We start from the raw sequence: 25,273 nt of genomic DNA on the forward strand, positions 1-25,273 counted from the left end.
GATCTGAACCTTGTTGTTGTCGAGCGGCACGATCGTGAACTGCTGGTTGTTTCCACTCGTGCAGGTCCACTGGTCGATGCCGGCCCCGTCATTGACGTCGGCGCCCCACACGTCCAGGCACTTGCCGGCGAACGTCTTGATCTGAACCTTGTTGTTGTCGAGCGGCACGATCGTGAACTGCTGGTTGTTTCCACTCGTGCAGGTCCACTGGTCGATGCCGGCCCCGTCATTGACGCCCGCACCCCACACATCGAGGCAGTGGCCATCGGCGAAGGTCTTGATCTGATGAGTCCCGTTCCAGTCCGCAGGCGCCGCCGTGGCGACACCCGGGATCGCGGACACGACAGCGGTCGTGATCGAGAGGACGGCCAGGGCACGCAGTCCGGTCGTGATGGCGGAAAGCATGATCTTCTCCATTTCATGGCAAGACGTGGTGACATGGGACACCGAGCCGGGTAGTCCGGCGCCCAGGGATGCGGCGTCTGTGGTTGTTCGGATGCCGTGGGACAACGGTGCGGTGATAGCGGTACTGAGAAGCGCGGCAGCCTGTGAGGAGTTGCCGCATCCCGAAGCCTTCAGGACGTCGAAACCGACGGTGGGCCCCTCATCGCCTGGGCATGTAGAGCACATCATTGAGCCGGCCACGGACACCAGGAAGAAGAGCCGGACGAACTACCGGAAGTACTGCCGGAAGTACGGCCGAAACCGTGGCGGCCCATCGTCGGCGACGGAGGCCAACTCACCGCGCTGCGGAGGAGCCTGGTGTCCTACTACTCCGAGTCCATCTGCCAGTCCACGGCCTGGGCGGCGTCCGATAGACCGGGAACGCGGAGCCCCCGACGGTCCCGGCATTCGGCGGTGTGCCACTGTCCGTGTGCGCATCCCTGGCCCTGAGTACACAGGTCTCGTGCCGGGCTTCTGAAAGCCGAGGGTGCGGGTCCTGGCCGAGCTTTCCACCGGCCGATCGCTGCGCGGACCGTGGGTCCGGTGCTCCCCACGACACGCCACCGTGACCGGCTGGTGAGCCTCCCTTCCGGCCACGTGCCCATCGCGAGCATCACGGACCAGCGCGACTGCCGTAGCCGGAGGCAAAACGCATCAGCAGTCACAGACTTGAGTACCCGTACTCAAGACGGGGCCGGCGATCCGCGCAAGGATGACCGGATGTCGCAGTTGGTAATCGACGTTCTCGTGACCGTTGTCCTGACCACCGTGGAAGTAACCGCCGTGGTCCTCGCATTTTTCGCCATCGCGGTCAAGGCGTGGGCGGCGGACAACACGGGCCGCGGGGTCCCCCGCGGCCTGAAGCGGACCGGCCGTGCCGTGGCAGGGACGTCGTTCGTCCTGCCCCTGGCGTGCGCCTACGGGCTGTTTCTCCTGCACCTGCCGGTCGCGGCGAGCGCCCAGTGCCTGCTGGCAGCGGCGATTCCGTTCTTCGGCCCCATCCTGACCGGTGTGAACCGTCTACGGGAGGGCCTCGCTCGCCGCTGGCCGGGACACCGGCAGCGCTGACAGGGCTGGCGGGCCCGGTGCAGCACGGCGACAGCCTCGTGGCAGAGGGACGGCGCAAGCGCGCGGCCGGAAATCGTGAGGCACTGGCGGTCTATCGGAAGTCGATCCCGGCAACTAACGTATCGGATGCGAACCTTGATGGTTCGTCAGCGAATATCGCCACGGACCTGGGCGGGCACTGACGAGACGCCGTGCCCGGATGCATGCCCGCCGAAGACGTCCGTCACGCACCTGGAGATCTCATGAATTCCACCTCCGCTTCCCGCCGGCGGCGCCTGCGCGGACCCGGCGCCGCTTGCCTCGCGTTGTCGTGTTCCGTCGTCCTCGGCGCCGCGGCACCGGCGCACGCCTTCAGCGGGGAGAACCACGAGAAGATCACCCGGGCCGCCCTGGGAGCCGCGGGCTGGCACCCGAACTCGCTGACGGCGATGGCGAACGGGAGCTCGGGCGCGATCGTCGCCAACGACCACGGCCAGTACTTCGACATCGGCAAGCTCCACTGCGACAACGCCGACTACCTCGACCCCCGGTACGACGGTCACTACCCCCGCACCCGCGGGCAGGCCGACGCCGAGATCATCGACTGCATCGACAGTTCCGTCCACAACTTCAAGCGGGCCGTCGCCGCCGCGGACCGGCTGGTCGACGCGAACGGGCACGTCGTCGCCGCCCAGACCTCCATGTCACCGGCCTGTACGTGGAACGACCAACCGGGACGGGCGAAGTGCGAGGTGCTGGAGGACCTGGGCCGCGGCTGGCACCAGATCGAGGACTTCTACGCCCACAGCAACTGGGCCGACCGGGCCGGCCCGGGAGCCATCGGCGTCAAGAACCCCCCGGGCCTGGGAAGGACCGACCTCCCCGCGTTCTTCTCCATCAGCCGCTACAGCTCCATGAGCAAGGCGGACTGGATCAAGGACGCCACCGGCCACATCCCGCACGACCTGGCGACCGGCTGCTATCCGGACCGCGACCACAGCGGGACGGCCTCCAACTGCGCGGGGCGCGTCACCCACGACGGGGTGCTGAACAAGGACACGAAGGACAGCCCGCGCTCGGTCATCGACCACAACTTCGACCGCGCCTACGACCTTGCCGTCAAGGACATCGCACGCCAGTGGCGGAACTTCGAGGACGAGCTCCAGCGCAAGTATCCGAACAACGGCCGGGCCAAGGCGATGATCTGCGCCATCACCCATGACCACCCGGACAAGACCTGCTCCTGACCCGCCGCCGCAGGCCTCGCTGAGCTCGCCGAGCACGGAGTTGAGTGGGCGTAGGGCTGGTGCTGGTGGGCGGCGGTCACCTGGACGCGAGGCCGTTGCTCAACGGGTGGCGGGCCCGTCCGTCCGCCCGGACCCGCCGCTCACCCTCCGATTGTGTGCTCGGCCGGCCAGGTGCGGGCGACCGAGGCGGCGAGGGCCGCGCCCTGGCGGTGGCCGGCCCGGGCGGCGGCCGGGCGCCGGGCGTTGGCGGTCAGGTTGCGTCCCATCGCGCGGCGGGCGTCGGCGTCCGGGGTGATCAGGGTGGTGTGCGTGCCGGCGGCGCGCAGCTCCGCCGCCTGCTGTTGGGCGCTGGGATGTGGCCCGACGGCGGTGGGCACCGGCGAGATGGCCAGCACCTGTCGGTGGCCGGCGGCCAGCTGGAGGTTGCCGGTGGAGCGGGTACCGCCGTCGATCCACTGCCGCCCGAGGGCGGCGGTGGGCGGCCAGACCAGGGGGACGGCGCAGCTGGCGGCGACCGCGTCCGCGAGGTCGAGCCCGGAGCCCGCGTCGAAGGCCTCGACGCTGCCGGTCTCCGCGTCCACGGCGGTGATGCGCAGCACCTGTGCGGGCCAGGTGGTGGCGTCGCGCAGCAGGGTGCGCACGGTTTCGGACAGGTCGTGGGCGGGGGTGGTGCGCGCGGTCAGGGCGGCGTGGCCCAGGCGCCGGACGGAGCGTTCCGGGTCACGGGTGGCCATCGCTGCCCACAGGAAGCGCAAGGTCTGCGCGGCGGTGATGCCCATCTCGACCCTGTCGAGGTCGGCCAGTTGACGTTCGTACAGCTCGCGGGCGGGTTCGCCGCTCGCAAGCCGGGCGCCGAAGATGGCTCCGGCCGAGGTGCCGATGACGGTGTCGGCGGCCGTCAGGTCGATCCCGCCGGCGGTGAGGCCCGCGAGTACGCCGGTCAGCCACGCGCCGCCGACCGGTCCGCCGCCGCCCAGTACCAGTGCCGTGCCGTTCATGGCGTCCTTCTCTCCCCAACCCCAGAAGTGGGGATAGCTCCCCGTTTAATCTCGGGGCAACGATACACCGATGGAGGGCGGCGCGTTCGGGCCGGTGATCGGGTTTCAGGATCCGCAGCGCTCACGGCAGTCGGGCCGCTCCCCCGACCATTCCTTGTGGTCGTCCGTCCAGACCGGCTTTCTCGACGGGACCGGCCGCGGGAAGCAAGGGTGAGGCATACGGGGGGCACCCCTGCCTTCGGTGCACTTCTCGGCGCCCGGGTACGGCCCCCCGCCGGGACCGACCCTCGACACTCTCCTCCCCGCCCTGGCCGGCGACGACGATCTCCAGCGGCTCGCAATGAGGCCTGGGCACCCGAGCGTGGCGGCCGGGCCGTCGCCGTGGGCCGGGACCGTGCAACGGCGGACGGCGGGGCGGCGGGCATGGACGGGGCCACCAACAGCGGCCGCCGCCGAACGACTCCCCGGTTCCCGGCTCATCGACGGCGGCCGGACCGGGCGGGGAGACTGCTGGCGGCATCGAGCGGAACGACGAGAGGGGCGACCGTGAGCAGGAACAGCGAGGACCAGGGGCGGTTGAGCGGGCGGATCTGTGTCATCGCCGGCGCGGGCGGAGCCATCGCCGGTGCTGTCGCGGCGCGGCTCACCGCCGAAGGCGGGCGGGTGATCGGAATCGACCGGCGGCCGCTGGACGTCCCCTTCCCGGTGGTCGCGGCGGACCTGCGGAGCGAGGCAGAGACACGACTGGCGTTCGAACGCATCCACGCGGAGTCCGGCCGGATCGACGTGCTCCACGTCAACGCCGGTCCCGTGACTCCTCCCCCGGCTGAAGCCGGGGGCTTCTCGCTAGCCCTGGCGGGCGTTGCGACGGACAAGCCCTGCCCGTAGAACGTTGGTGGCTCCCACCGTGTCGGCGTGCGCCGTGTGGCCGCAGGCGACGCAGTGGAAGGTGTCCTGTGTGGGCCGGTTCTCCGGCGCGATGTGCCCGCAGGGTGGGCAGGTGCGGGAGGTGTTGCGGGGGTCCACGGCGATCACTTCCCGGCCGGCGCTTTCAGCCTTGCCGGCGAGGATCGTGAGGAACACCCCCCAACCGGCATCGTTGATCGACTTGTTCAGTCCGGCTTTGGCCGCCGCTCCGTTGGGCAGGAACACACCCGGCCGGCCGGGGTCGGGCTTCGGCACGGGGGCCTTGAGCATGCTGCGGATCCTGAGGTCTTCGTGCGCGATGAAGTCATGCTGACGCACGAGGTCAAGAGCGGTCTTGTGCGCGTGGTCGAGTCTCTGACGGCGGACCCTGCGGTGAAGGTCCGCGACCTTGCGGACAGCCTTGCGGCGGCGGTTGCTGCGCCGCTTGCACCGGCTGAGGGCCTGCTGTGCGGCTTCGAGTTTCGCGGCGGCGCGCCGGCCGTGGCGGGGGTTGGGGACGAACCCGCCGTTGGAGTCGGCGAGGAAGTTGGCTATGCCCATGTCGATGCCGACCACGGACCCGGTCACGGGCAGCGGCTCGGGCTCGGCCTGCTCGGCGGTCAGCACGACGTACCAGCGCTTGCCCTCGCGCTTGACGCTGACGGTCTTGACCTTGCCGACCACCGGCCGGTGCCGGTTGACCTTGACGTGCCCGACGCCCTGGAACCGGACACGGGTGGTCGGGTCGTGCGGGGTGGCATCCCAGCGGCAGCCGTCCCCGTCCTTGGGGAAGTCCACCGTGTCGAACCAGTTCACCCCCCGAAAGCGCGGGTAGCCGGGCGTCTCGCCGGACTTGACCCGGCGGAAGAACCCGGCGAACGCCTTGTCCAGGCGACGGAGCGTCGCCTGCTGCGAGGAGAACGGCCAGCGGCCCTGGCGCTCCGGGTCGAACGCCCGGATCTCCTTGAGCTGCGCCGACTGCATCCCGTACTTGATGCTGGTCTTCGAGACGTGCCGGTAGGCGTCGCGGCGTTCCTGCAACGCCCCGTTGTAGAGCGAGCAGTGATCCCGAAGCATCTCCGACAGTGCCTGCGCCTGGCCCACGGTGGGCCGCATGAGGAACTTGTACGCACGGATCATCCAGCCCACCCCCTTTCGGTCGATGTGGTCAAGCTAGTGCACCCCACCGACAACGCAGCGTTCTCCGCCGCTTCGCGGCTCCGGGCCAAGGATGCATTCCCTCCCCGGCTGAAGCCGGGGATACCCTGCAAGATCAGGGATGGACCGCGAGGACCACGGCCTGCTGGAGACGTCCCCCGAGGTCTGGGAGCGGGTCTTCCGGGCCGTTCTCACCCCGGCGGTGCTCAGCTGCCGCTACGGGGTGCCGGTGATGAACCCCGGCGGCTCGGTCGTGCTGACCGGCTCCTTCCTCGCCGGCATGGGCGCCGCGACCGCCCAGATGGCCTTCTCCGCCGCCAAGGCCGCGGTGACCCAGCTCGGACGCGACCTGGGCACACACCTGGCCCGGCGCGGTATCCGCGTGAACACCCTGGCCCTGGGACCGGTCGAAGCCCCCGAGACCCGTGCCATGTTCGAGCGGATGGGAGAAGAGGAGACCCGACGGCGCTTCGCCCACATCCCGATGGGCCGCTTCGCCACGCTCGACGAGATCGCGGCCGCCGTCACCTACCTCGCCGGCCCGGACTCGGGCTACCTGACCGCCTCCGAACTCCCCGTCCACGGCGGCATCCGCGCCGCGTACACCGTCCCGGACCACTGAGCCGCCCGGAACCGGCCGCGGGCGGGTGGCTGCCGGCAGCCACCCGCCCCCGTCGCTTCCTCCGGCGGCTATCGCGAACCACGGGCCCCGCAGGAAAGGCCCTCGACCGGCCGGGCCCGCGTCACCGGTCCGGGGGCGTCTGCACGAACGCCGGTCCGCCGCATGCGTGCTGGTGCCCCTTCAGTGCCATGTGTAATGTCACACGCCATGATGCGGACCTCTCGTACAACCCGCCGCGCGCCCAAGGGCGCGCTCGCCCTCCTCGGCACCGTCACCGCCCTCGCCGCCCTGCTCGGGCCCGGCGCGGGCCCGGCCGGCGCCGACAGCGGATGCCGCACCGACGTCACCGTGACACCGGACCAGGAACAGGCCCGGCTCTCGGAGCCCCGCACCGCGGCGCTCGTGGACGGCGGCGGGTTCGGCGACTTCGTGCGCCGCTTCCCCGCCGCCCTGTGCACCGCCCGCACCGCCGCCGACGCGCAGCGCCTGCTCCGGGACTGGGGCGAGGCGCTGTGGACGTCGGCCGTCGACCGCGCCCAGGGCCGGCGCCCCGCAGGCACGCTGCCGGCCCGGGACGACCGTCCGCTGTACTGGACCCGGGTGGCGATGACCCTCCGACTCGCGCAGTGGCAGCCCGGGTTCCCGGCCGACCGCGCCGCCCTGCGCCGCGGCTTCGAGGACGCCTCCCGGGGCCTGGTCGACAACGGCTTCCGGGGCACCCAGGGCGTGCGCCGGTACTTCGTCAGCGGCTTCGATCCCTTCGGTCTGGACTCCGAACTCCGCGGGGCCAACCCCTCCGGCTCGGCCGCCCTGCAACTCGACGGCCGCCAGGTCACCCTGACCGACGGCAGCCGGGCCGAGATCCGTACGGTCGTCCTCCCGGTCCGCTACGCGGACTTCGACCAGGGGGTCGTGGACCGCGCCTTCGCCCCGCGCCTGAGCGCCGGCCCGCGCGCGGCCGACCTGATCACCACGGTCAGCCAGGGCTACCCCGGCCTGTTCACCCTGGAGGCCTGGGCCGGCCGGGCCCGCTCGGCCGATCCCTACCCCGACAACCTCGACGCCCTCGGCGGCGGCAGCCCCGACCACCCCGCCGACCCGCCCGGCCTCGCCCCCGGCCCCGAGTTCATCGCCACCAGCCTGCCGACCGCCGCCATGACCACCGTCCAGCAGCCCTACCCGGTCAAGCTCAACACCGACGTCACCGAGATCCCCGTCGGCGGCACGCAGCCCGTCCACCGCGAGGACGGCCCGACTCCGGGCTCACGCTCCGTCGAGGGCGGCGGCGGTGGCTACCTCTCCAACGAAGTCGCCTACCGCTCCAACCTGCTCCGGCTCGCCCTGGCCCCGCAGATCCCCGGCGGCCACCTGCACACACCCGTACTCACCGGCCTGCCGGCCGACCCCGCACAGCTGACCGCCCCCGACTTCGAGCACGCCGAGGCGGCCATCACCGGCGAGGTACTGGACGTCCTGCGCCACACCACGGGCTGACCGAGGCCCGGCCGACCCGCTCGTACGAGCGCCGCCGCCAAGTCCATGCCGACGCCCCTGTCGGCCTGCTGGTGTGCCGTCAGCCACAGGACCGTCAACAGGCAGGGGACGGCCCCGCTGCGCAGCACGCCTGTCGCCGCTGCCCGGCGGGGCCGGGCCGAGGCGCTGGTCCCGGGCCCTCGTCGCGTAGAGCCCTGAGCCGAACCGGGCCAGCCCCTTGGGCATGTGCACTCCCCCTCGTCGGCGGCCGCTCCTCGCACCGCGCGAGGCGGGCGCCGCGTGGGCCGACACGATAGTCCGAGGGGTCGACAGGTGGTGCGGGGCAGACGCGGGGCGGGGCATAGGGCGGGGCCGCCCGGCGTTCGGGCGGTCATGACCAAGATTCTGGTGATCGGTGCGAACGGCAGCGTGGGCCGGCACGTCGTGGCCTCGCTGGCCGAACGCGGGCACGACGTGCGGGCGTTGGTGCGGGATGTCTCGACGGCCGTGGTGCCCGCAGGGGTGGAGGCCGTGCAGGGTGACCTGGCCGCGCCGGAGAGCCTGGAGCATGCACTGGACGGCGGGGTGGCGGCCGTCTACCTGATGTGGCCCGGGATCCCGGTGCAGCCGCGGGTCGTGGAGCTGATCGCGAAGCACGCCGAGCGGGTCGTCTACCTGTCGGCGGACGTGGCCGACCTCGCGGACGACGAACCGCCGGTGATCTTCCACCAGGAGATCGAGCGGCTCATCCGCGCCTCCGGCCTGCGCTGGACCTTCGTCCGGGCCATCGACTTCGCGGGCAACGTACTCGGCTGGGCCGACCAGGTACGCCAGGGCGTCGTCCGCTGGCCGTACGGCGGCGCGCGACGCTCCCTGGTCCACGAACGGGACATCGCGGACGTGGCGGTCGCCGCCCTCACCGAGCAGGGGCACGACGGCGCGAAGTACGTGGTCACCGGGCCCGAATCGCTCCCGCACACCGAACTGGCACGGATCATCGGCGAGGAGACCGGCACCGGGGTGCGCTGGGAGGAGCTCGCACCGGAGACGGCCCGCACCGAGCTCACCGCGGCCTGGGGCAACGCGGCGTTCGTCGAATCCCGGCTGCGGGCCTGGGAATCGTTCACCCATGAGCCGGAACGCGTGACGGACACCGTGCACCAGGTGCTCGGCCGCCCGGCGCGCAGCTTCCGCTCGTGGGTACGGGACCACGCGGAGGACTTCCGGTAGGCGTCCTCCCGGAGTGGCGGTCGGGACGGCGGCGGTCGCCGGGCGCGGCCGCCTCGCAGCCGAGCGGCCGAGCGGCCGACGCGTGCTGCTCGGTGTCGTCCGGGACAACGGGGTCTGTCGACCGGGGTGACCCCGCTGTACGGGGCGGCGCGGAAAGCACGAGGCGGCCCGGTGGGGCCGGCCGGAGGCGACGATGGTGGACAGGCGGGCGGCTGCCTCGGGTCTCACCCCGAGGCAGCCCGGCCACCGTGCGGCCCGCTCGGCTCGCCCGGGTCTCTCCCGCCCCTAGAACGTCGCCTTGGCGCAGTTGCCGGGGTTGGTGGACCAGAGTGTCTGGCTGAACCAGGTGAAGTCGGGCCGCTGGACTCCTACCACCATCCAGCAGCGCTGGCCGCGGCCGGCGACCATGACGTCGCGGCGCCCGCGGTCGTAGACGCCGTGGAGTTTTCCGTCCGCACCCTTGTAGACGGTGTAGACGAAGAGGTTGCAGGTGCGCTCGCCCGAGCGGACGGCGGTGCCGACCCAGGTGGGCGTGTTCGAGATGAGGCCGCCGGTATAGCTGAACTTGGCCTCCACGCGGCAGCCGCCCGAGTAGAAGTGCACGTCGAAGTTGTGGTTGGTGTTCCAGACGCCCTCGGGATATCCGGCTGCGCTCGCGGTGCTCACGTTCGCGAACGCCAGGCCGGCGGCCACTCCCACGGCCACGAGGACCTTCCGGGCGACTCCCATGCGCTTCGTGCTCATCACTGCCTCCGGCAGAAGGGATGGTGCACATCACGGACACGTCGATGATGTGGCTCAACTCACCCATAAATGAAGGGATTTGAGCGAGATATGAGCCTGGGATGCCACCCGCTCGACCTGGCCGCCCACATCTCCTTCACCCGGTGACCGCGTTGGCGAAGCAGTGGGCCGTGTTCCGTTCTCCCCGTCCGGCCCGGCTTCGGTGTTGCCGTCGGTCCTGATCCCGGGTCAGACTTCCTGGTGCAACCGCCCGTCGACGGGTACGGCCTGTTCCGGGCGGGCGGCTGGCCTACGGAGGGGAGCCCGTACGACGTGCCGTTCTTCAAGCGCAAGGCCAAGGCCGAGAGCAACAGCAGCAACTGGCAGGACCACCCGGCGGCTCGGCTGCAGGTGGGGATGACCAGGGACCGGCTGGTCGAGATCCTCGGCCCGCCGACCAAGTCCATCGGCGGGGAGGAACTCCTCGGTGGCTACGGGTCCGTCAGCGGATCGGCCCGGGCTGTCGACAGCGTGTCGAGCAGCGAGTACATGATCTTCGAAGCCACGCCGAGCGGATACGAGACCTGGGTGGTTCTCCAGCGTGGTGCAGTCGTCAGCGCGCAGATCAAGACGTCCGGCACGCCGCGCGAGGTCGTCCTGGAGGTCGGGGAGCCCATCTAGCCGGCCGAAGCGTCGGGCTGCTGGAAGGCCCGGGAAATTTCTTCTCACCGGACCGATGAGTTCGGACGGTGGCGGCGGTCAAACCTGGGAAAGCAACGACAGCCGCACCGGGGAGACCTGAAATGTCCAGCACTGCCACCACCTCCACCACCGCCACCACCGTGAAGTCCGGCAAGGCCGCCGTCCGCTTGGTCTGGACGCTGCGGGTCCTGCTCGCGCTCTTCTTCGTCCTGGCCAGCGCGCTGCCCAAGTTGCTCGCGCTCCCCGCCGCCACCACCGTCTTCGACGCCATCGGCTGGGGCCACTGGTTCATGTACCTGACCGGGCTGGTGGAGCTCGCCGGCGCCATCGGCCTGCTGGTCGGGCGGCTGGCCGGGCCGGCCGCGACGGCGCTCATCGTCTTCCTGGCCTTCGCGTTCCTCACCCAGCTCACCGCGATGCACGGGGAGAACGCCGGGACCCCGTTCATCTTCATGGTGCCGCTGGCCGTCATCGCCTGGAACCGGCGCGCCGAGACGGCCGAGCTGCTCGGCCTCCGGCGTTGACCGGATGCTCGCAGGACCCGCCGGCACAGGCACGGCGGCGCGGCGCGCCCGGCGGCACCGGCTGGCCCAAGTCCTTTGCGGTGCAGCGGTGCAGTCCTGTTCACGCTCCGGGCACTCCAGCCGCTCCCCGTGCGATGCGGACGCGGCCGGCGGGCGGCAGGACGACGAGGTACTGGTGGTCGGTGTCCTCGATGCGGGCCAGTGTGAGGGAGGTGCCGGCTGCTGCGAGCGCCTCGGCAGCGGGGCCGGCTTCCTCCGTCATCTCGCCGATCCGTGAGTAGGAGCGGGTGAGGCTCTCTGCCGGGCCGGTGATCCAGATCGCGATCCTCGCGCCCCGGCGCAGCGCGGCGAGCAGGTCCGTGCGCAGCGGTCCGTCGTCGGCCTCCTGGATGAGTAGATCGTGCAGGCGTTCCTGCCCGCAGGGGCGGGTGGGCGCTGCCTCGGCCAAGGTCCGGCATGTGCGGCACGAGGCCAGGGCCCGCGGCTGGAAGTGGTGCAGGAAGAGCTTCAGGTACCGGCCGCGGATCCCGCACAGGGTGCGGCCCGCTCCCCCGGCGTGCTCGACGCCGGGGACGCCTTGGACCTCGACGGCGGGGAATTCGGCCGGCTCGCGCGCGGTCGCGAACGACCATGTCCCGCCCTGGTCGCCGGTTCCGGGAGTGTCGATCATGCGGGGCAGCATGCCACCCCGGGAACCCGCCGTCCGCGCGGGTGGGGTCCCGGTGCGGGAGCCCTGTGTGGCCGTCACTTCTGGAAGGGGCTCGGTCCCCAGGCTTTGCCGCCGGCCGGGTAGCTGTACAGCGGTCGGCCCTTGACCGCGCTGGTGCGGAACGGCGCGCCGTCGGCCAGGCCGATGGGCAGTGTGCCCGTCCGGTTGCCGCTGGACCACTCCAGTTCCAGGTACCAGCTGACGTCGTGGGAGGTGGTCTCGGCGGTGACCTCGATGACCTCCGGGTCCCGTTCGCTCACCTTGAGCGGCAGGCCGGTGCTGCCCCCGATCAGGACCGGACGGGGGCGGGCCGCGTCCAGGTCGAGGTCGTAGGAGTGGACGTCCATTCCGCCGCCGCAGCCCTGGCCCATGGAATAGGCGTTCCAGGCCAGCGGGGCCGCGGTCCGGGCGACGCGGACGTTGAGGGCGGTCAGCACCACGGTGTCGCCGCCGGTGCCCTGCACGGTGAGCTCGATCGACTGGTAGTGGCCGGGGACCGCACCGACCTCGGAGGCCCAGGCGGGGACGTCCGCCACCGCGGGCGGCCGGGGGACTTCCGACGGCGGACGGTCGACCACGTACTGGTCGCACTCGGCGTCCCGGAGGGACGGGCGGACCGTGACGGTGATCGGGGCGCTCGCGCCCTGGTCCGCGGCGCCGGGGGTCGGGAGCGGGGGCGGGTATCCGGCAGCCGACCCGGCGTCCGCCGCCGGGGCGGGAGCGGACACGGGGTCACCGTCCCTGTGGGTCTTGAGACCGGTGGCGACGGCCCCGATGGTGGCGAGCACCACGACGGCCGTCACGGCGGCGAGTACGCTCCGGCGCGAGCGCCTGCGCGACGGCGCTGCGGGGGTGAGCGCCGGTGCGGACGTCAGGGCCACCGCCGCCGACCCGGGAGCCACGGAACCCTCCGCAGCCGTGTCAGCCACCGGGGCCGCTGACGGAGCCTTCGCGGCGGGAGCGGGGGCGGGAGCGGACGCCTGCCGGTTGCGCCGCGCCTCGTGGGCGATGCCCCACAGCCGGTAGAGCTCGGTGCGCTCCTCCGGGGTCGCCCCGCACAGCCGCGCAAGGCGCTCCAGCGGGGCGAACTCCGCCGGCATCACATCGCCGTTGCAGTAGCGGTGCAGGGCCGACGTGCTCACGTGCAGCCGCTTGGCCAGCACGCCGTAACTGAGGCCCGAACGGCTCTTCAGCTCCTGGAGCAGCCGCGCTGCCCCGTCCGCCTCCCTCAACTCCCCGGTCCCCTCTGACACTGATCCTCCACCCCATTCGTGAACCCCCACGGTGATCGCGCCCCCCGGCAGCGGCCGTCGCCGGAGCCGGATCACCTGAACGCGGACCGGCGGCATCGGCATTGGCATCGGCCGCGCCGTCCCGGCGCCCGCGAGCGCGTCCCAGGAAGGTTACGTCTTCCCAGCTCAAACAGGGTAGAAGCGTCCCCGCGTCCCTGATCATCGGCCCACCGTTGCAGCCGGGACGAATCGGCGCACAAGCTGGCGGCGAACACCGAGAGGGAGCAACTGTGAGCACTGTTCGGGCGGCCCGGGCCGCTATACGCACCAACGTCGTCTTCCACCGCGGGGCGGTGGCACTGGCGATGGGCGGGGTCCTGCTGATGTCCTCGGCCTGCGGCGACGGCCAAAACAAGAGCGCTGACACCGCCGCCTCCGGCGCACCCTCAGGCACCCCCGGCGACGCCCCCTCAGGCACTCCCGGCGAGGCGGCCGGCGGGGCGGCCGGCGCGGCGACGCCGAGGACGTCGACCGCGGTGCTGGACGTGGAGCCGAAGGACGGGGCCCAGGCGGTCGCACCGACCGCGCTCCACGTGAGCGTCTCCCACGGCACGCTCACCGCCGTCGCCGTGACCGACAAGGACGGCAAGCCCGTCCAGGGCTCGATCACCCCGGACGGCACCGGCTGGAAGCCCGCCGCCGCGCTCGCCCCCGGCACGGCGTACACGGTGAACGCCCAGGCGAAGGACGCCGACGGCCTGGTCTCCGCGGCCACCAGCGCCTTCACCACCGTCTCCCCCGGCAAGCGGGTGTCCAGCAACGACAACATCGCCGACGGCCAGACCTACGGCGTGGGCATGATCGTCAAGGTGGACTTCGGCAGCAGGATCGTGAACAAGGACGCCGTCGCCAAGGCCATCACCTTCGAGACGGACGACGGCACCGAGGTGAAGGGCCACTGGTTCGGCGACGACCGGATCGACTTCCGCCCGGCGCAGTTCTGGAAGCCGAACACCAAGGTCACCATCCACTACCGGCTGAAGAACGTCGAGGTCGCCCCCGGTGTCTGGGGCGACGTCGACAAGGACGAGCCGTTCGTCATCGGCCGCTCCCAGGTCTCCACCGCGGACGCCGCCACGCACCTGTTGACGATCGTGCGGGACGGCCGGACCACCACCGTGCCCGCCACCCTCGGCGACGACAAGCACCCCTCCTGGGGCGGAACCATGGTCGTCATGTCCAAGGAGAAGGTCACCCACATGAACTCACAGACCGTCGGCATGGGCAACGAGTACGACATCCCCGACGCCCCGCACGCGATGCGGCTGACCAGGAGCGGCACCTACCTCCACGGAAACTACTGGTACAAGGGCGACCCGTTCGGCAAGGAAAACACCAGCCACGGCTGCGTCGCGCTCAAGGACGTGGAGGGCGGCAGCGACACCTCCCCGGCCGGGTCGTTCTTCAACAGCTCGCTGATCGGCGACGTCGTCACGGTCGTGAACACCAAGGAGAAGACCGTCGCCCCCGACAACGGCCTCGGCGGCTGGAACCTGGCCAACTGGTAGCACCCGCCCGCCGGCGTGAGTCCCCGCCGGGGCAGCGGGGCGGCTCCCGGCCGCCTCGCCGGTCGGTGTGTCCGAACGGGCGGGCATACTGGCGCCGTGCCGACCGCCGAAGACCCCCACCAGCACCCGTCCCGCGAGCCGGAGCCGGCCGAGCCGGGCCGGGCGACACCCGATCCGTTCGAGGGGCTCGTCCTGGACGAGCGTTTCGTCAAGGACGCCGCCGTCAAGGAGCCGACCGCCCGGACCCGGATGCTCGCCGCGCGGTGGCGGCAGGAGCCGCCGGTGGACCCGGGAGGCCGCCGCTGGACGCCCGGGGCCGCCTCCGGCACGGCCCGCTCGCGGTGGTTGCGGCCCGGACGGCGGCGCACCGCGCTGATCGCGGTCGCCGCGTTCGCGGCCCTGGTGGCCGTCGCGGTCGGGACGGACCCGGCCGGTCTGCTGAACGGGGGCGGCCCGGTGGCGCGCCGCCCGCGGGGTGTGCCCGCCTCGCCCCGGCCGACCGCGGACGTCGCGCTGCCCGGCGGTGGGGTCTCCGACGGCACCAGGTGCGGCGCCAAGGGCTTCCACCACTTCGAGCCGGCGCCCGGATCCTTCACCTTCGCCGGGTCACTGGCGGACGCCCCGCCGCCGGGACCGCAACTCGCCCTCGGCTCCTACGGGTTCTCACGGGACGCGGCGAACGACCCCGGGCGCTTCACCATCGGTCTGGACCTCGCACCGGGCCCCGGCGGCAACGCACTGGACCTGTCCGCGCCGCTCGGTCAGCAGGGCGTGGCGGTGGAGATCGAGGGCCCGGACGGCCTGGTCGGCGGGGCCCACGGGCTCCCGCTCACACCCGACGGCGACGCCCCGCCGGGTGACGCCCCGTCCGGCGCGGGCGGCACCGTCCACGTCGGACCGGAGAGCGGCGCGTCCGTCCAGGTGAGCCTCCCGGCCGCGGCCCTGTGCCCGGGCTTCGACGGCTTCGCCGTCCAGCAACGCCTGATCGCACCGACCGACTCGCACAACACCATCACCGGCCAGCCGTACTACCGGCTCACGGTCTCCATCTCCGATCCGGCGATCGGCGCGCTGCGGCGCCAGGCGGGCTCGACGGTGCCGGGCGACGTGCTGGCGACCGACAACCGGATCCCCCGCTGACCGGGGCCGCCCGAGGAAGGTCCCGACGACACCCGGCGGGAACGGCGTAGGGGCGGCCCGGGCTCGGGCCGCCCCTACGCGGTGCTGCCACCGGTCACGGGAGCCGTTGGCCCGGACGCGTCCGCCGGTCGCAGCGCCAAGAGGTCACGGGCACTGCTTCCAGGCCAGGTGGTACACGGTTTTGATCCCGCCGCCCGTCGAGTCCATCCCCAGGAAGCTGGTGGCGCCCGGGCTCGACGTGCCGGGATCGACCTGCAGTTCGGTGTCGATGCCGAGGCTGCGTTCCTCCCCGCAGGGGGCGAAGACCAGGGCGGCGGTGTCCACGGTGTCGGTCACCTGCCAGTCGTTGTTGAATCCGCCCTTGAAGTGATGGGTCTTGTGGGTGGTGCGGGGGTCGCCCTGGAAGTGGTAGCCGGCCCGCACGGTCCCGGACGCGCCCGGCGCCAGTGACGCGAAGCCGCTGTAGCCGGCGGACACGATCGCGTAGGTGGAACCACCGGGGACGTGCACGAGCAGGTTGAGCTGACAGTCCTTCCGGAAGTCGGTCGGCGCCGACCCGGGTCCCACCTGGGCCATGTAGTTGCTGTAGGTGACGGTGAAGGCGGTGTTGTCGGGGGACACGGCCACGGCGGCCGTCCCCGCCGGGCAGCCGGAACCGGCGGCCGCCACGCTGTCGATGACGATCCGGTCCGGCGGCGGGGGCGGAGGCGGAGGCTGGCTGCCGCCGAGAGCCGACGAACCGAACAATGATGTAGCGACACCGGTCGCGGCCAGCACGCGGAGCACCATGGGCTTCCCTTCGATCGTCCACGGATCCGGGGCGGGCACGGCTTTCCGGGCCCGCCCCCGGACTTCACGTCGGCATCGCACCACACGTTGCCCGCCCGAGCACGGAAGGTGACGCCCCGGTCACTCAGAAGGCCTTCAGGGCGGAGGTCGCATGACATGGCAGGCCCGGAAGCAACCCCGGAGGCAGCCGGCCGCGGTGATGCGCCCGGTACCGGGGCGGGACGGCGCGGGCCCCGCCGCGGTCGCGCGGCGGGGCCCGGGGGCGTCACTTGACGGCGGTGAGGTCCAGCAGCGTGTACGGGCGGCGCTGCGGTTCGGTGGCCTCGCCGACCGCGTTCGGCATGTTCCGCTGCAGCGTGAAGGTCTTGTCCACGGTCTGGTCGCCGGTGCCGGTGACCATGTGGGCCGTCACCGCGTAGTCGGGGGTCGTGATGCCGTAGACGGACGGCAGCTCCAGCTTGAGGGAGGCGCTGTTCCCGGTGATCTGGAAGCAGAACTTGCCGTGGCCGATGGTGTCCCGGTCACCCATGCCGCGGGTGTCGATCTGCAGCACTCCCGGCTTGGTGGTGCCGGGGGTGGGGCAGTCGACGAGGAGCATGTGGCCGTCACCGGTGATGAGCTTGATGCCGCGGTCCGTGAAGATCTTGTCGGCGCCCGGGTAGGCGAAGTCCTCGACGGCCGGCGGCGGCGGGGTGTCGTCGGCGGTGACGGCCGCGGAGCCGGCCGGAGCGCCGGTCGCCGCGTTGGCGGCCGCGACGCCCGTGAACGCGACGGAGCCGGCGACCGCGCCGGCGACGAGCAGCTTGGAAATGGAGCGCATGGGAATCCCCCCTGGAACGTTTCGGAGTCGGTGGTTCACGGCATCTGCGCGAATGGCCCGGAGGCCGTCACCGGGAGTATTGCTATCACGAACGGATGACGTTCCGGAAGATCATTATTCCGACCTGGAGGAGAATCATCGAACCACGAGTATGTATACGAACTCTATGGGCGGATCGATATTTCGAACGACCTTTTGCCGGGCGGTTACGGCTTGAACAGGTACAGGAGGCCGCCCATCGCGACCGCCGCGAGGGCGAAACGGATCATGGCTTCCTGGGCGAGGCCGTAGTGCTCCAGCGGCAGGCTGCCGTCCTCGGGGCGTTCCAGGACCATCCGCGCCATCTTCTTGCGGAATCCGAGCAGGCTCGCGGGAATCATCAGGCAGACGATCGAGTACATCGAGAGCAGCAGCTGGGGCGGGTAGTCGGGCTTGGCTATCGAGGCGATGTAGGCGAACGTCGCGATGATCACCGGCATGGTCGAAACGCGGATCCGGGTCGCTCGCGTCGGCATCGAAGGCACCAGCAGCGCGAGGTTGACGGCCGCGCACAGGGCCGCGATCAGCCACCAGGAGGTCGTGCTGAGGTCGAGTACGTACATGTCCACCCCTTGTCGACCGTGGGGCCGCGCCGGACGCGGCCCCACGGTCCCGTTCGAATTGACTCGCCGCTTTCCGGCAGCCTAGACCGCCGGACGGTTCAGGAGATCACCAGGTGAAGAGGCCGACAATGCCGGAGGCCACGGCGGACCCACCCTCGATGATCTTCTGACCGACTGCCTTGGCGCCCTTGATGCTGGCCCTCGCGACCGGTCCGGCGATCTCGCCGTAGATCTTGCCGTAGGGGCCTCCGATCGTGCCGAGGATCGTACTGGTCGCCGCGTTGAGGAAATCCTTGCTGTTGAAGCCGTCGGCGTAGAGCCACGCACCGGTGCTGAGCACACCGGCCCCGAGGGAAAACGCTCCGAAGACGCCGAACCCGATCTCCCCGAGGGGCGGCGGAAGGGCGAGCGAACCGACTGCGGCCAGGCCCCAGATGGTGCTGTAGTGCCCCGTCTCCGTGGCGAAGTTGCGGATACCGTCCTTGCCGTCGCCGCCCGTTCCACCGCTTCCACCGCTTCCGCCGGAGCCCCCGGGCGGGGTGGCGGACGCCGTGTCATTGATCTTGTCGTTGGCCGGGTTGTTGGACGGGTTGACGTTCGCGGCCTCGGCCTGACGGGCCGCCTGGGCCGCCGCGGCTGCCGCCGCCGCCTGCTCCTGGGCCCGCTTGTCCGCCGCGATGCTGTGTGCCTCCCGCGCGGCCGCGGAGGCCTCGGAGGCGCTCTTGCCGGCGGCCGTAGCCGAGGCCGCCGCGCTGGCGGCCGAGGCACGGGCGCTGGCCGCCGAGGCGGTGGCCTTGTCGGCGGAGGCGACCGCCTGGTTCAGCGAGTAGTTGGCCGCGCGGTTCGCCTTCTGCGCGGTCGCGGCGGCCGACTTGGCCTGCTGGGCGGAGGCGGCCGCAGCGTTCGCCGAGGCGTCCGCCGCGGTGGCCTTGGCCTTCGCGTCGTCCGCGTAGCCCTTGGCCTGCTGGGCCGACGCCTGGGCCTTGTTCGCCCAGTCGTTGGCCTCCTGGGCGGCGTTTCGGGCGCTGGCCGCGACCTGGTACGCCAGCTGGGCGTTCTGGGTGGCGGTGACCGCGTCCTTCGCCGCGTTGGCGATCAGCGCGAGGACCGAGGACACGTGGGTGTCGGTGTCCGAGTCGAGCACGGCGGCCTTGTACTGGACGGTGGTCACGAAGTCGTGCTGCATCCAGGCCGGCCCGGCGAGCGCGACCTCGGCCGCCGCCTTGACGTTGGGACCGGCCTGGCCGTTCAGGACGGAGAAGATCGTCACCCGGTCGTCCTCGGCCACGGCGCGCTGGTAGCCGGTGTGGACGAAGTCGGACATCGCCTTGGCGCTGCCGTTGTTCAGCGCGGCGGCGCCGTCCCGCTTGACCGCGGTCCCGGCCCCGTTGAGCATCGTGAAGATGGTGTAGCGGAGGTCGTCGACCTGGACGTCCAGCGCACCGCCGGAGAGGAACTTCGTGACGGCGGTCGGGTCCGTGCTCTCCAGCGTCCGCTGGGCGGCGCCCGCGAGCGTGGAGGTGCCGATCGTGGACAGGTAGGTCACCTTGTCACGGTCGTCCAGCCGCAGGCCGTCCTGGTACTCCTTCTTCGCCCAGGCGACCACGCCGTCGTCGTTGTCGGCGAGCGCTGCGCGGGCGGCGTCCCGGGTCCAGTAACCCGCGCTGCCCAGCAGGTTGACGGCGGCCTTGCGGCCGAAGCCCGCCGCGGTCTTCGGGTCGGTGCCGGGGGCGGCGGCCTTCTGCACCAGGTCCTTGGTGGCCGTGTCGAGCGCGGCGGCCGAGGTCTGGTCGCCGGTCAGCTTGGCCTGGTCCGCGGCCTCCGCCTTGACGAGGGCGGCGGCCTCCTTGAGGCCCTGCTGCTTGTCGGCCTCCAGCTTGGCGGCCTCGGCCTGACGGGCCAGTTGCTCGATGCTCTGGGCCTCGGTGACGGCGTCGTTCGCAGCGGTCGCGGCCTCGATCGCGGCATTCGCGTGGGCGGTCGCCACGTTGGCCCAGTCCTGCGCCTGACCGGCCGACGCGGCGGCCTGCTCGGCGGCCGCAGCCGCCTTGTCGGCGTGGTCGGCGGCGCTGGTGGCCCTCCGGTTCGCCTCGGCGGCGTGCCCGGCGGCCGCGTTGGCCAGGCTCTCGGCCCGACCGGAGGCCGCGGTGGCCAGGTCCGCCGCGGAGCGCGCCTTGCCGGCCGCGTCCCGGGCCCGGGCCGCCTGGGCGCCGGCGGCGCCGGCCGAGCTGCCGGCCTGGGCGCTGGCCTCGGCGGCACTGGCCGCGTCGCGCGCGGCACGGGCGGCGGCGGCACCGGAGCGCCCGGCGTCGGCGCTCGCACTGGCCGCCGCGGAGGCGGCGCCGGCAGCGTCCCGGGCACCCTTGGCGGCGTCACGGGCCTGCTGGGCGGCGGCGCTGGCGGCACCGGCCTCGTTCCGGTTGCCCGCGGCCGACGCGGCGGCCCGGTACGCCCTGGAGGCGGCCTGCTCGGCCGCGGCCGCGGCCGAGGCGGCCGACTGCGCGGCCGAGGCGGCCGTGCGCGCGGCGGCGACGGCTGCGTTCGAGGCGGAGATCGCCGTCTCCGCGGCGGCGGCCGCGCCCTCGGCGGCCTGCGCGGCGCTGTTGGCCGCCGCACCCGCCTTGTTGACGTCATCCTTGGCGGCGGCGGCCTCGGTGGCGGCCCGCTGCGCGGCGTCCTTCGCCGTGCGCGCGGCGTCCTCGGCACGGGCGCCGGCCTGCTTGGCGCTCTCGGTCTCGTTCTTGGCGCGCTGGCCGGCCTCCTTGGCCGCCTGGGCGAGCTGGGCGATCGAGAGCGTCTCCTGGTCCCGGGTCCGGGCCAGGTACTGGCCCTTCTCCAGGAACGCCCGGACGTCCTGCGCCGTCCCGGCGAGCGCCCGCTGCGCCTGCTTGGTGTACTCGGGCCCGGGGTTCTGGCCGAGCGCGGCGAAGACGGCGAACCGGTCGTCCTCCTCCTGCGCCTTGGCCTGACCCGTGGTCAGGAAGTCTTCCAGCGCCTTCTGGCTGCCGTCGTTCAGCGCCTTGGCGGCGGCCGCCTGGACACCCGCCTCACTGTTGTTCAGCACGTAGAAGACCGCCGCCCGGCGGTCTTCGTTCATCGGCTTCTGCCAGCCCGACGTGACGAACGCGTGGACGTCCGCGTCGGTACCGTTCAGCGCCTTCGTGGCGGCCTCGCGGACGCCCACACCGGTGTCGCTGAGCATCTTCAGGACGGCGAAGCGCTCGTCCTCGGCGGAAGCCCGGGCCAGGGTCTCGCCGAGGAACCTGGTGAGGTCCGCATCGGAACCGACCAGCGCCTTCGCGGCGGCGTCCTTGGTCGAGACGCCGCCCAACTCCCAGGCCTCGACGACCTTGCCGCGGACGTCAGCCGGCAGCGGCGCCGGCCCGACATCGGACGGCAGGGCCTGGGCGGTGGTCGTACCGGCCACGGTGGCGGCAAGAGTGAGTGCTATCAGAGTAGAAAGTTTCTTGCGGACCCGCCGCTCCTGCGGCAATCCCGTCCGATTTGTCGTGTAGGTCATGACCCCTCACGTTTTCCCCCTGGCCCGTCAGGGCCCCTTTGCAGCAGGACAGTTGTCCCGGCACCGCGAGGAGCATAGTTGTACACTGACCAAATTTCGAACATCTTTTCAGATTGTCTGATTGTGCACGCACTGGCTTGATCTCTGCACTGCCGAGTCTTGGTCATCGCAAAACGGACAGCGGAGATTGATGGGGCATCATCTGGCGGATGCCCCATCAGACGCATCGTCAGGCCGGGGGCCCGAGTACCGGCCCGGCAGGGGAGGGCGGCGCGCCGGCACGACGGGGCCGGGGACGGCGGCCGGCCGACGAGGTACACCGCGACATCCTCGCCGCCGCCGGCACGGTGCTCTTCGGCGAAGGCATGGCGGGCTTGGGCGAACTGGGCCGTACCACCGGGAAGATCGTGCTCGCGGTGACCGACCGCGAGTGACCCGGGTGGGGAACCCGCCGGCAGCGGCGGCCGTGCCCGGCGGCGCGTGAAGAGCACCGGCGTATCCGGCGACCTCCTCACCCTGCCGGTGCCTCACGTTCGGCGCTGCCGGACGGTGGCCCGGCCGGCCCGGCGCCGAAACACGGGGCCACGGCCCGGTTCCGCCGTGGCCCCGGACCCGGTCGTCGTCCTCGTCGTCCCGAAGGGCACACCCTGAACGCGCCCGGCCGGCGTCGGGCCCCATGACGTCCGTCATCTCGCCTTGCTGACACATCGCCGCCACCTGCGGCCGAACCGGCGTGCGAAACTGATGATCATGACCGGGGCGGGCACGTCCCGGCGGGGAACGACACCACGGGGGACACCGTGACTCCTCCCCCGGCTGAAGCCGGGGGCTTCTCGCTAACCCTGGCGGGCGTTGCGACGGACCAGCCCGGCCCGTAGAACGTTGACGGCTCCCACCGTGTCGGCGTGCGCCGTGTGGCCGCAGGCGACGCAGTGGAAGGTGTCCTGTGTGGGCCAGTTCTTTGCCGCGACGTACCCGCACTCCGGGCGCGGGCAGGTGCGGGAGGTGTTGCGGGGGTCCACGGCGATCACTTCCCGGCCGGCGCTTTCAGCCTTGCTGGTGAGGATCGTGAGGAACACCCCCCAACCGGCATCGTTGATCGACTTGTTCAGCCCGGCCTTGGCCGCCGCTCCGTTGGGCAGGAAGCCACCCGGCTGGTCGGGGTCGGGCTTCGGCACGGGAGCCTTGACCATGCTGCGGATCCTGAGGTCTTCGTGCGCGATGAAATCGTGCGCGCGGACCAGGCCCAGCGCGGTCTTGTGCGCGTGGTCGAGGCGCTGGCGGCGCACCTTGCCGTGCAGCCCGGAAACCTTCTCGACCGCCCGCCGGTGATTCGCCGTGCGGTCCTTGGCCTTGCAGCGCGGGAACCGGGACAGAGTCCGCTGTGCGGCTTCGAGCTTCGCGGCGGCCTTCCGCCCGTGGCGCGGGTTGGGCACGAACCCGCCGCCCGAGTCGGCGAGGAAGTTGGCTATGCCCACGTCGATGCCGACCACGGAGCCGGTCGCGGGCAGCGGCTGGGGCTCGCCCTGTTCGGCGGTCAGCACGACGAACCACCTGCGGCCCTCGCGCTTGACGGACACGGTCTTGACCCTGCCGACCACCGGCCGGTGCCGGTTGACCTTGACGTGCCCGACGCCCTGGAACCGGACACGGGTCACCCGGTCGTGCGGCGTGGAATCCCAGCGGCAGCCGTCACCGTCCTTCGGGAAGTCCACCGTGCCGAACCAGCTCACCCCCCGAAAGCGCGGGTAACCGGGCGTCTCGCCGGACTTGACCCGGCGGAAGAACCCGGCGAACGCCTTGTCCAGGCGACGCAGCGTCGCCTGCTGCGAGGAGAACGACCAGCGGCCCTGGCGCTCCGGGTCGAACGCCCGGATCTCCTTGAGCTGCGCCGACTGCATCCCGTACGTGATGCCGGTCTTCGAGACGTGCCGGTAGGCGTCGCGGCGTTCCTGCAACGCCCCGTTGTAGAGCGAACAGTGATCCCGAAGCATCTCCGACAGTGCCTGCGCCTGGCCCACGGTGGGCCGCATGAGGAACTTGTACGCACGGATCATCCAGCCCACCCCCTTTCGGTCGATGTGGTCAAGCTAGTGCACCCCACTGACAACGCAGCGTTCTCCGCCGCTTCGCGGCTCCGGGCCAAGGATGCATCCCTCCCCGGCTGAAGCCGGGGATACCCTGCAAGATCAGGGATGGCCCTGGTGATGGCCGGCGTCACCGTCGGCCTGCTGGTGTACGTCCAGCGGACCGCACTCGCCGCCCTGGTCACCGCGGGCAAGGCCACCGCCTGACCCCCTTCCCGGCCGAGCCTCGCCGGGGCCGTTGTCCGAGGCGCGCGCTACGCTACGGCGGCCCCGAGAAGGCACTGGAGGCCGCCGCGCTGCCCAGGTGCACCGGCGGAACCGGCAACGGTTCGGGGGCGACGGCCGACCCGGCCCGGGGGCCTCGCCGCCGGCGAGTGGGGGCAGGCTCGGCGGGAGGCCCTTCGTGGTCGGGTTGTCAGTCCGTCAGGTTGACCGGGTGGTAGGCCTGGTAGCCGTCGTGCGCGTCGAGGCCGTAGGTGTGGACGTGGGTACGGGTTCCGACGCCGCCGGCCTGTTCGTACGACTCGTACGCGGTGTGCCGGGCGTCGGTCCAGCGGTCGAAGATCACCACGTGGCGCCGCTTGCTGCTGTCGCTGTCGGCCTTGATGACGAGGTCGCCCTGCTTGAGCTCGCTCATCGGGATGGGCTTGGTCCAGCCGTCGTTCTTGAGTCCGACGGTGTTGGGGCCGGCCTTGGGCAGCTTGAGCGCCATGGAGACGTACCCGGAGCAGTCCTCGCGCCAGCCGTCGGTCCAGTCGTGGTTCTGGTCGTAGGGGACGGGCCTGCCGTGGTCGGCGGTCAGCCAGGTCCGGGCCCGGGCGATCTCCTCGCTGCGGCTGATCTTCGGCGCGGCGCCGGTGACGCCCGTCGGGGCGGCGGCGACGGCGGGCCCGGTGAGGGCGAGGGCGGCGAGCAGCGCCGCGCCGGCAACACCTGCACGGTTCATCGGTGTGGTCCTTGCGTTGTGGGCGGGTTGGTTTCGGTCACGCGTGGGGTCGGGGGACCCGCGGATCCGACCCGGGTCCCTGGGGGGCGGGTCAGTTCCACGTGACGGGCGTGGTGACGTACGTCGTGTCGCCGCTGGTCAGCCCGCCCACGACGGCGGCCGCGTCGGGCGAGGGCGCGGACCGGGGCGACGGGTAGTCCCAGACGAAGCTGGGGTCGCTCGGGGCGCAGGCCCGGAAGGCGCCGTTGTCGTCGCCTCCGCCGCCCTTCGGGGTGCCGTGCCCGTTGGCCCACCGCCAGTGGAAGCGCAGGCCGTCGGCGCAGCCCCCGCTGCGCTTGGCGTAGTGGATGCGGACGCTGGTGACCTGGTGCGTGGCCTTGTGGCCGCAGACCTGGACGATCAGCTCGTTGCTATCGCCGATCCGGTCGTGGCCCGCCCCCAGGTCGGTCGAGCCGTCCGGGCAGGGCAGGGACCGGGCGGTCTCCTGCGCCCGCGGCTGGGCCGAGGCCGTGGTCGTGGCCGTGGTGGCGGCCAGGGGCAGGAAGGCGCAGGCGACGGCGGCGGCCAGCGTCGTGCGGGTGCGGGTCATGGGATGAGTCCTGTCTTTTCGGGTCTCTTCGGGTGGGTCGGGTGGCCGGCGGCGGGCGGCCTGAAGCCGCCGCATCGTGGGGCCGCGAGGCTCGTTGGACCGGTCGGGCGGACGGCCCGGCCCGGCCCGGGGTCCATGTCAGCGGGCGGCGAGCGGGCCGGGCCAGTACGGGTCGTTCGGCCGAACGGCATCCGCGC

General features: G+C 72.1%; 24 protein-coding genes. 11 read left to right on the top strand and 13 right to left on the bottom strand.

The features are described 5' to 3' along the window. The coding region (locus ACFVSN_RS05545; RefSeq protein WP_387953731.1) for an RICIN domain-containing protein at positions 1–405 on the bottom strand (405 nt) is incomplete at its 3' end. A 759-nt stretch (positions 406–1,164) separates the two neighbouring features. Here ACFVSN_RS05545 and ACFVSN_RS05550 point away from each other — a divergent pair. Further along, complete coding sequence (locus tag ACFVSN_RS05550; RefSeq protein WP_380447006.1) at positions 1,165–1,512, top strand: hypothetical protein; 348 nt, start codon at positions 1,165–1,167, stop codon at positions 1,510–1,512. A gap of 242 nt (positions 1,513–1,754) precedes the next feature. Beyond that, positions 1,755–2,738: a CinY protein gene (locus ACFVSN_RS05555; protein ID WP_387953733.1), complete on the top strand. Its 984-nt coding sequence runs from the start codon at positions 1,755–1,757 to the stop codon at positions 2,736–2,738. A gap of 140 nt (positions 2,739–2,878) precedes the next feature. Here ACFVSN_RS05555 and ACFVSN_RS05560 read toward each other — a convergent pair whose 3' ends face one another. Beyond that, positions 2,879–3,736: a patatin-like phospholipase family protein gene (locus ACFVSN_RS05560; RefSeq protein ID WP_387953735.1), complete on the bottom strand. Its 858-nt coding sequence runs from the start codon at positions 3,734–3,736 to the stop codon at positions 2,879–2,881. A 546-nt stretch (positions 3,737–4,282) separates the two neighbouring features. Here ACFVSN_RS05560 and ACFVSN_RS05565 point away from each other — a divergent pair. Beyond that, a complete protein-coding gene (locus ACFVSN_RS05565; protein ID WP_387953737.1) occupies positions 4,283–4,624 on the top strand; it encodes an SDR family NAD(P)-dependent oxidoreductase in 342 nt (113 codons plus the stop codon). Here the strand turns inward: ACFVSN_RS05565 and ACFVSN_RS05570 are convergent. Beyond that, complete coding sequence (locus tag ACFVSN_RS05570; RefSeq protein WP_387953739.1) at positions 4,583–5,782, bottom strand: RNA-guided endonuclease InsQ/TnpB family protein; 1,200 nt, start codon at positions 5,780–5,782, stop codon at positions 4,583–4,585. The two genes, ACFVSN_RS05565 and ACFVSN_RS05570, sit on opposite strands and share 42 nt — an antisense overlap. A 139-nt stretch (positions 5,783–5,921) precedes the next feature. Between ACFVSN_RS05570 and ACFVSN_RS05575 the strand changes: the two genes are divergently transcribed. The 3 genes from ACFVSN_RS05575 to ACFVSN_RS05585 all read left to right on the top strand — a co-directional run bounded on the left by ACFVSN_RS05575 (position 5,922) and on the right by ACFVSN_RS05585 (position 9,125). Beyond that, complete coding sequence (locus ACFVSN_RS05575) at positions 5,922–6,422, top strand: SDR family oxidoreductase (protein ID WP_380506100.1); 501 nt, start codon at positions 5,922–5,924, stop codon at positions 6,420–6,422. Positions 6,423–6,629: 207 nt separating this feature from the next. Beyond that, the gene (locus ACFVSN_RS05580) at positions 6,630–7,916 is read left to right on the top strand and encodes a pyroglutamyl peptidase (RefSeq protein ID WP_387953741.1); all 1,287 of its coding nucleotides are present in this window, start codon (positions 6,630–6,632) and stop codon (positions 7,914–7,916) included. Between the two features lie 372 nt (positions 7,917–8,288). After that, positions 8,289–9,125, top strand: coding sequence for an NmrA family NAD(P)-binding protein (locus ACFVSN_RS05585; RefSeq protein ID WP_387953743.1), 837 nt, complete (start codon positions 8,289–8,291; stop codon positions 9,123–9,125). Positions 9,126–9,410: 285 nt separating this feature from the next. On the opposite strand, the gene ACFVSN_RS05590 is transcribed toward ACFVSN_RS05585, so the two are convergent. Continuing rightward, positions 9,411–9,869: a hypothetical protein gene (locus ACFVSN_RS05590; protein WP_380497421.1), complete on the bottom strand. Its 459-nt coding sequence runs from the start codon at positions 9,867–9,869 to the stop codon at positions 9,411–9,413. 240 nt (positions 9,870–10,109) lie between these two features. Here ACFVSN_RS05590 and ACFVSN_RS05595 point away from each other — a divergent pair, with 240 nt between their 5' ends. Both ACFVSN_RS05595 and ACFVSN_RS05600 read left to right on the top strand, forming a co-directional pair. Then, positions 10,110–10,529: a hypothetical protein gene (locus tag ACFVSN_RS05595; protein WP_387953744.1), complete on the top strand. Its 420-nt coding sequence runs from the start codon at positions 10,110–10,112 to the stop codon at positions 10,527–10,529. A gap of 122 nt (positions 10,530–10,651) precedes the next feature. Further along, positions 10,652–11,074, top strand: coding sequence for a DoxX family protein (locus ACFVSN_RS05600; RefSeq protein WP_387953745.1), 423 nt, complete (start codon positions 10,652–10,654; stop codon positions 11,072–11,074). 100 nt (positions 11,075–11,174) lie between these two features. Here the strand turns inward: ACFVSN_RS05600 and ACFVSN_RS05605 are convergent, their stop codons facing one another. Together ACFVSN_RS05605 and ACFVSN_RS05610 are read right to left on the bottom strand one after the other, a co-directional pair. Further along, positions 11,175–11,744, bottom strand: coding sequence for a hypothetical protein (locus ACFVSN_RS05605; RefSeq protein ID WP_387953747.1), 570 nt, complete (start codon positions 11,742–11,744; stop codon positions 11,175–11,177). Positions 11,745–11,818: 74 nt separating this feature from the next. After that, the gene (locus tag ACFVSN_RS05610; protein WP_387953748.1) at positions 11,819–13,036 is read right to left on the bottom strand and encodes a helix-turn-helix domain-containing protein; all 1,218 of its coding nucleotides are present in this window, start codon (positions 13,034–13,036) and stop codon (positions 11,819–11,821) included. Between the two features lie 332 nt (positions 13,037–13,368). On the opposite strand from ACFVSN_RS05610, the gene ACFVSN_RS05615 reads away from it, so the two are divergent. Further along, positions 13,369–14,583, top strand: a complete 1,215-nt coding sequence (locus ACFVSN_RS05615; RefSeq protein WP_387953750.1) for an Ig-like domain-containing protein — start codon at positions 13,369–13,371, stop codon at positions 14,581–14,583. Between the two features lie 96 nt (positions 14,584–14,679). Beyond that, positions 14,680–15,723 carry a hypothetical protein gene (locus ACFVSN_RS05620; protein WP_387953752.1) on the top strand — a complete coding sequence of 348 codons (1,044 nt, stop codon included), beginning with the start codon at positions 14,680–14,682 and terminating at the stop codon, positions 15,721–15,723. 144 nt (positions 15,724–15,867) lie between these two features. Here the strand turns inward: ACFVSN_RS05620 and ACFVSN_RS05625 are convergent, their stop codons facing one another. From ACFVSN_RS05625 to ACFVSN_RS05640, 4 genes are all read right to left on the bottom strand, one after another. Then, the gene (locus tag ACFVSN_RS05625) at positions 15,868–16,512 is read right to left on the bottom strand and encodes a DUF4360 domain-containing protein (protein ID WP_387953754.1); all 645 of its coding nucleotides are present in this window, start codon (positions 16,510–16,512) and stop codon (positions 15,868–15,870) included. Positions 16,513–16,777: 265 nt separating this feature from the next. Continuing rightward, positions 16,778–17,332, bottom strand: a complete 555-nt coding sequence (locus ACFVSN_RS05630) for a hypothetical protein (protein ID WP_387953756.1) — start codon at positions 17,330–17,332, stop codon at positions 16,778–16,780. A gap of 206 nt (positions 17,333–17,538) precedes the next feature. Further along, the gene (locus tag ACFVSN_RS05635; RefSeq protein ID WP_380448121.1) at positions 17,539–17,934 is read right to left on the bottom strand and encodes a hypothetical protein; all 396 of its coding nucleotides are present in this window, start codon (positions 17,932–17,934) and stop codon (positions 17,539–17,541) included. A gap of 106 nt (positions 17,935–18,040) precedes the next feature. Next, on the bottom strand, positions 18,041–21,361 hold the full coding sequence (locus ACFVSN_RS05640) for an ALF repeat-containing protein (RefSeq protein WP_387953757.1): 3,321 nt from the start codon (positions 21,359–21,361) through the stop codon (positions 18,041–18,043). Positions 21,362–21,663: 302 nt separating this feature from the next. On the opposite strand from ACFVSN_RS05640, the gene ACFVSN_RS05645 reads away from it, so the two are divergent. Further along, complete coding sequence (locus ACFVSN_RS05645) at positions 21,664–21,888, top strand: hypothetical protein (RefSeq protein WP_387599176.1); 225 nt, start codon at positions 21,664–21,666, stop codon at positions 21,886–21,888. A gap of 402 nt (positions 21,889–22,290) precedes the next feature. On the opposite strand, the gene ACFVSN_RS05650 is transcribed toward ACFVSN_RS05645, so the two are convergent. From ACFVSN_RS05650 to ACFVSN_RS05660, 3 genes are all read right to left on the bottom strand, one after another. Further along, a complete protein-coding gene (locus ACFVSN_RS05650; RefSeq protein WP_387599178.1) occupies positions 22,291–23,511 on the bottom strand; it encodes an RNA-guided endonuclease InsQ/TnpB family protein in 1,221 nt (406 codons plus the stop codon). A 445-nt stretch (positions 23,512–23,956) separates the two neighbouring features. Further along, positions 23,957–24,487, bottom strand: a complete 531-nt coding sequence (locus ACFVSN_RS05655; RefSeq protein ID WP_387599181.1) for a hypothetical protein — start codon at positions 24,485–24,487, stop codon at positions 23,957–23,959. Positions 24,488–24,578: 91 nt separating this feature from the next. Beyond that, positions 24,579–25,076, bottom strand: a complete 498-nt coding sequence (locus ACFVSN_RS05660; RefSeq protein WP_387599183.1) for a hypothetical protein — start codon at positions 25,074–25,076, stop codon at positions 24,579–24,581. Positions 25,077–25,273: the final 197 nt, after the last annotated feature.

Origin of the sequence: Kitasatospora sp. NPDC057904 (assembly GCF_042887925.1) — a bacterium.
Lineage (GTDB): Bacteria > Actinomycetota > Actinomycetes > Streptomycetales > Streptomycetaceae > Kitasatospora.

What these genes read in the sequence shown, in the direction of transcription:
- ACFVSN_RS05550 (WP_380447006.1), top strand. Translation starts at nt 1,165, where the DNA reads ATGTCGCAGTTGGTAATCGACGTTCTCGTGACCGTTGTCCTGACCACC.
- ACFVSN_RS05555 (WP_387953733.1), top strand. Translation starts at nt 1,755, where the DNA reads ATGAATTCCACCTCCGCTTCCCGCCGGCGGCGCCTGCGCGGACCCGGC.
- ACFVSN_RS05560 (WP_387953735.1), bottom strand. Translation starts at nt 3,736, where the DNA reads ATGAACGGCACGGCACTGGTACTGGGCGGCGGCGGACCGGTCGGCGGC.
- ACFVSN_RS05570 (WP_387953739.1), bottom strand. Translation starts at nt 5,782, where the DNA reads ATGATCCGTGCGTACAAGTTCCTCATGCGGCCCACCGTGGGCCAGGCG.
- ACFVSN_RS05575 (WP_380506100.1), top strand. Translation starts at nt 5,922, where the DNA reads ATGGACCGCGAGGACCACGGCCTGCTGGAGACGTCCCCCGAGGTCTGG.
- ACFVSN_RS05580 (WP_387953741.1), top strand. Translation starts at nt 6,630, where the DNA reads ATGATGCGGACCTCTCGTACAACCCGCCGCGCGCCCAAGGGCGCGCTC.
- ACFVSN_RS05585 (WP_387953743.1), top strand. Translation starts at nt 8,289, where the DNA reads ATGACCAAGATTCTGGTGATCGGTGCGAACGGCAGCGTGGGCCGGCAC.
- ACFVSN_RS05590 (WP_380497421.1), bottom strand. Translation starts at nt 9,869, where the DNA reads ATGAGCACGAAGCGCATGGGAGTCGCCCGGAAGGTCCTCGTGGCCGTG.
- ACFVSN_RS05600 (WP_387953745.1), top strand. Translation starts at nt 10,652, where the DNA reads ATGTCCAGCACTGCCACCACCTCCACCACCGCCACCACCGTGAAGTCC.
- ACFVSN_RS05605 (WP_387953747.1), bottom strand. Translation starts at nt 11,744, where the DNA reads ATGATCGACACTCCCGGAACCGGCGACCAGGGCGGGACATGGTCGTTC.
- ACFVSN_RS05625 (WP_387953754.1), bottom strand. Translation starts at nt 16,512, where the DNA reads ATGGTGCTCCGCGTGCTGGCCGCGACCGGTGTCGCTACATCATTGTTC.
- ACFVSN_RS05630 (WP_387953756.1), bottom strand. Translation starts at nt 17,332, where the DNA reads ATGCGCTCCATTTCCAAGCTGCTCGTCGCCGGCGCGGTCGCCGGCTCC.
- ACFVSN_RS05635 (WP_380448121.1), bottom strand. Translation starts at nt 17,934, where the DNA reads ATGTACGTACTCGACCTCAGCACGACCTCCTGGTGGCTGATCGCGGCC.
- ACFVSN_RS05645 (WP_387599176.1), top strand. Translation starts at nt 21,664, where the DNA reads ATGCCCCATCAGACGCATCGTCAGGCCGGGGGCCCGAGTACCGGCCCG.
- ACFVSN_RS05650 (WP_387599178.1), bottom strand. Translation starts at nt 23,511, where the DNA reads ATGATCCGTGCGTACAAGTTCCTCATGCGGCCCACCGTGGGCCAGGCG.
- ACFVSN_RS05655 (WP_387599181.1), bottom strand. Translation starts at nt 24,487, where the DNA reads ATGAACCGTGCAGGTGTTGCCGGCGCGGCGCTGCTCGCCGCCCTCGCC.
- ACFVSN_RS05660 (WP_387599183.1), bottom strand. Translation starts at nt 25,076, where the DNA reads ATGACCCGCACCCGCACGACGCTGGCCGCCGCCGTCGCCTGCGCCTTC.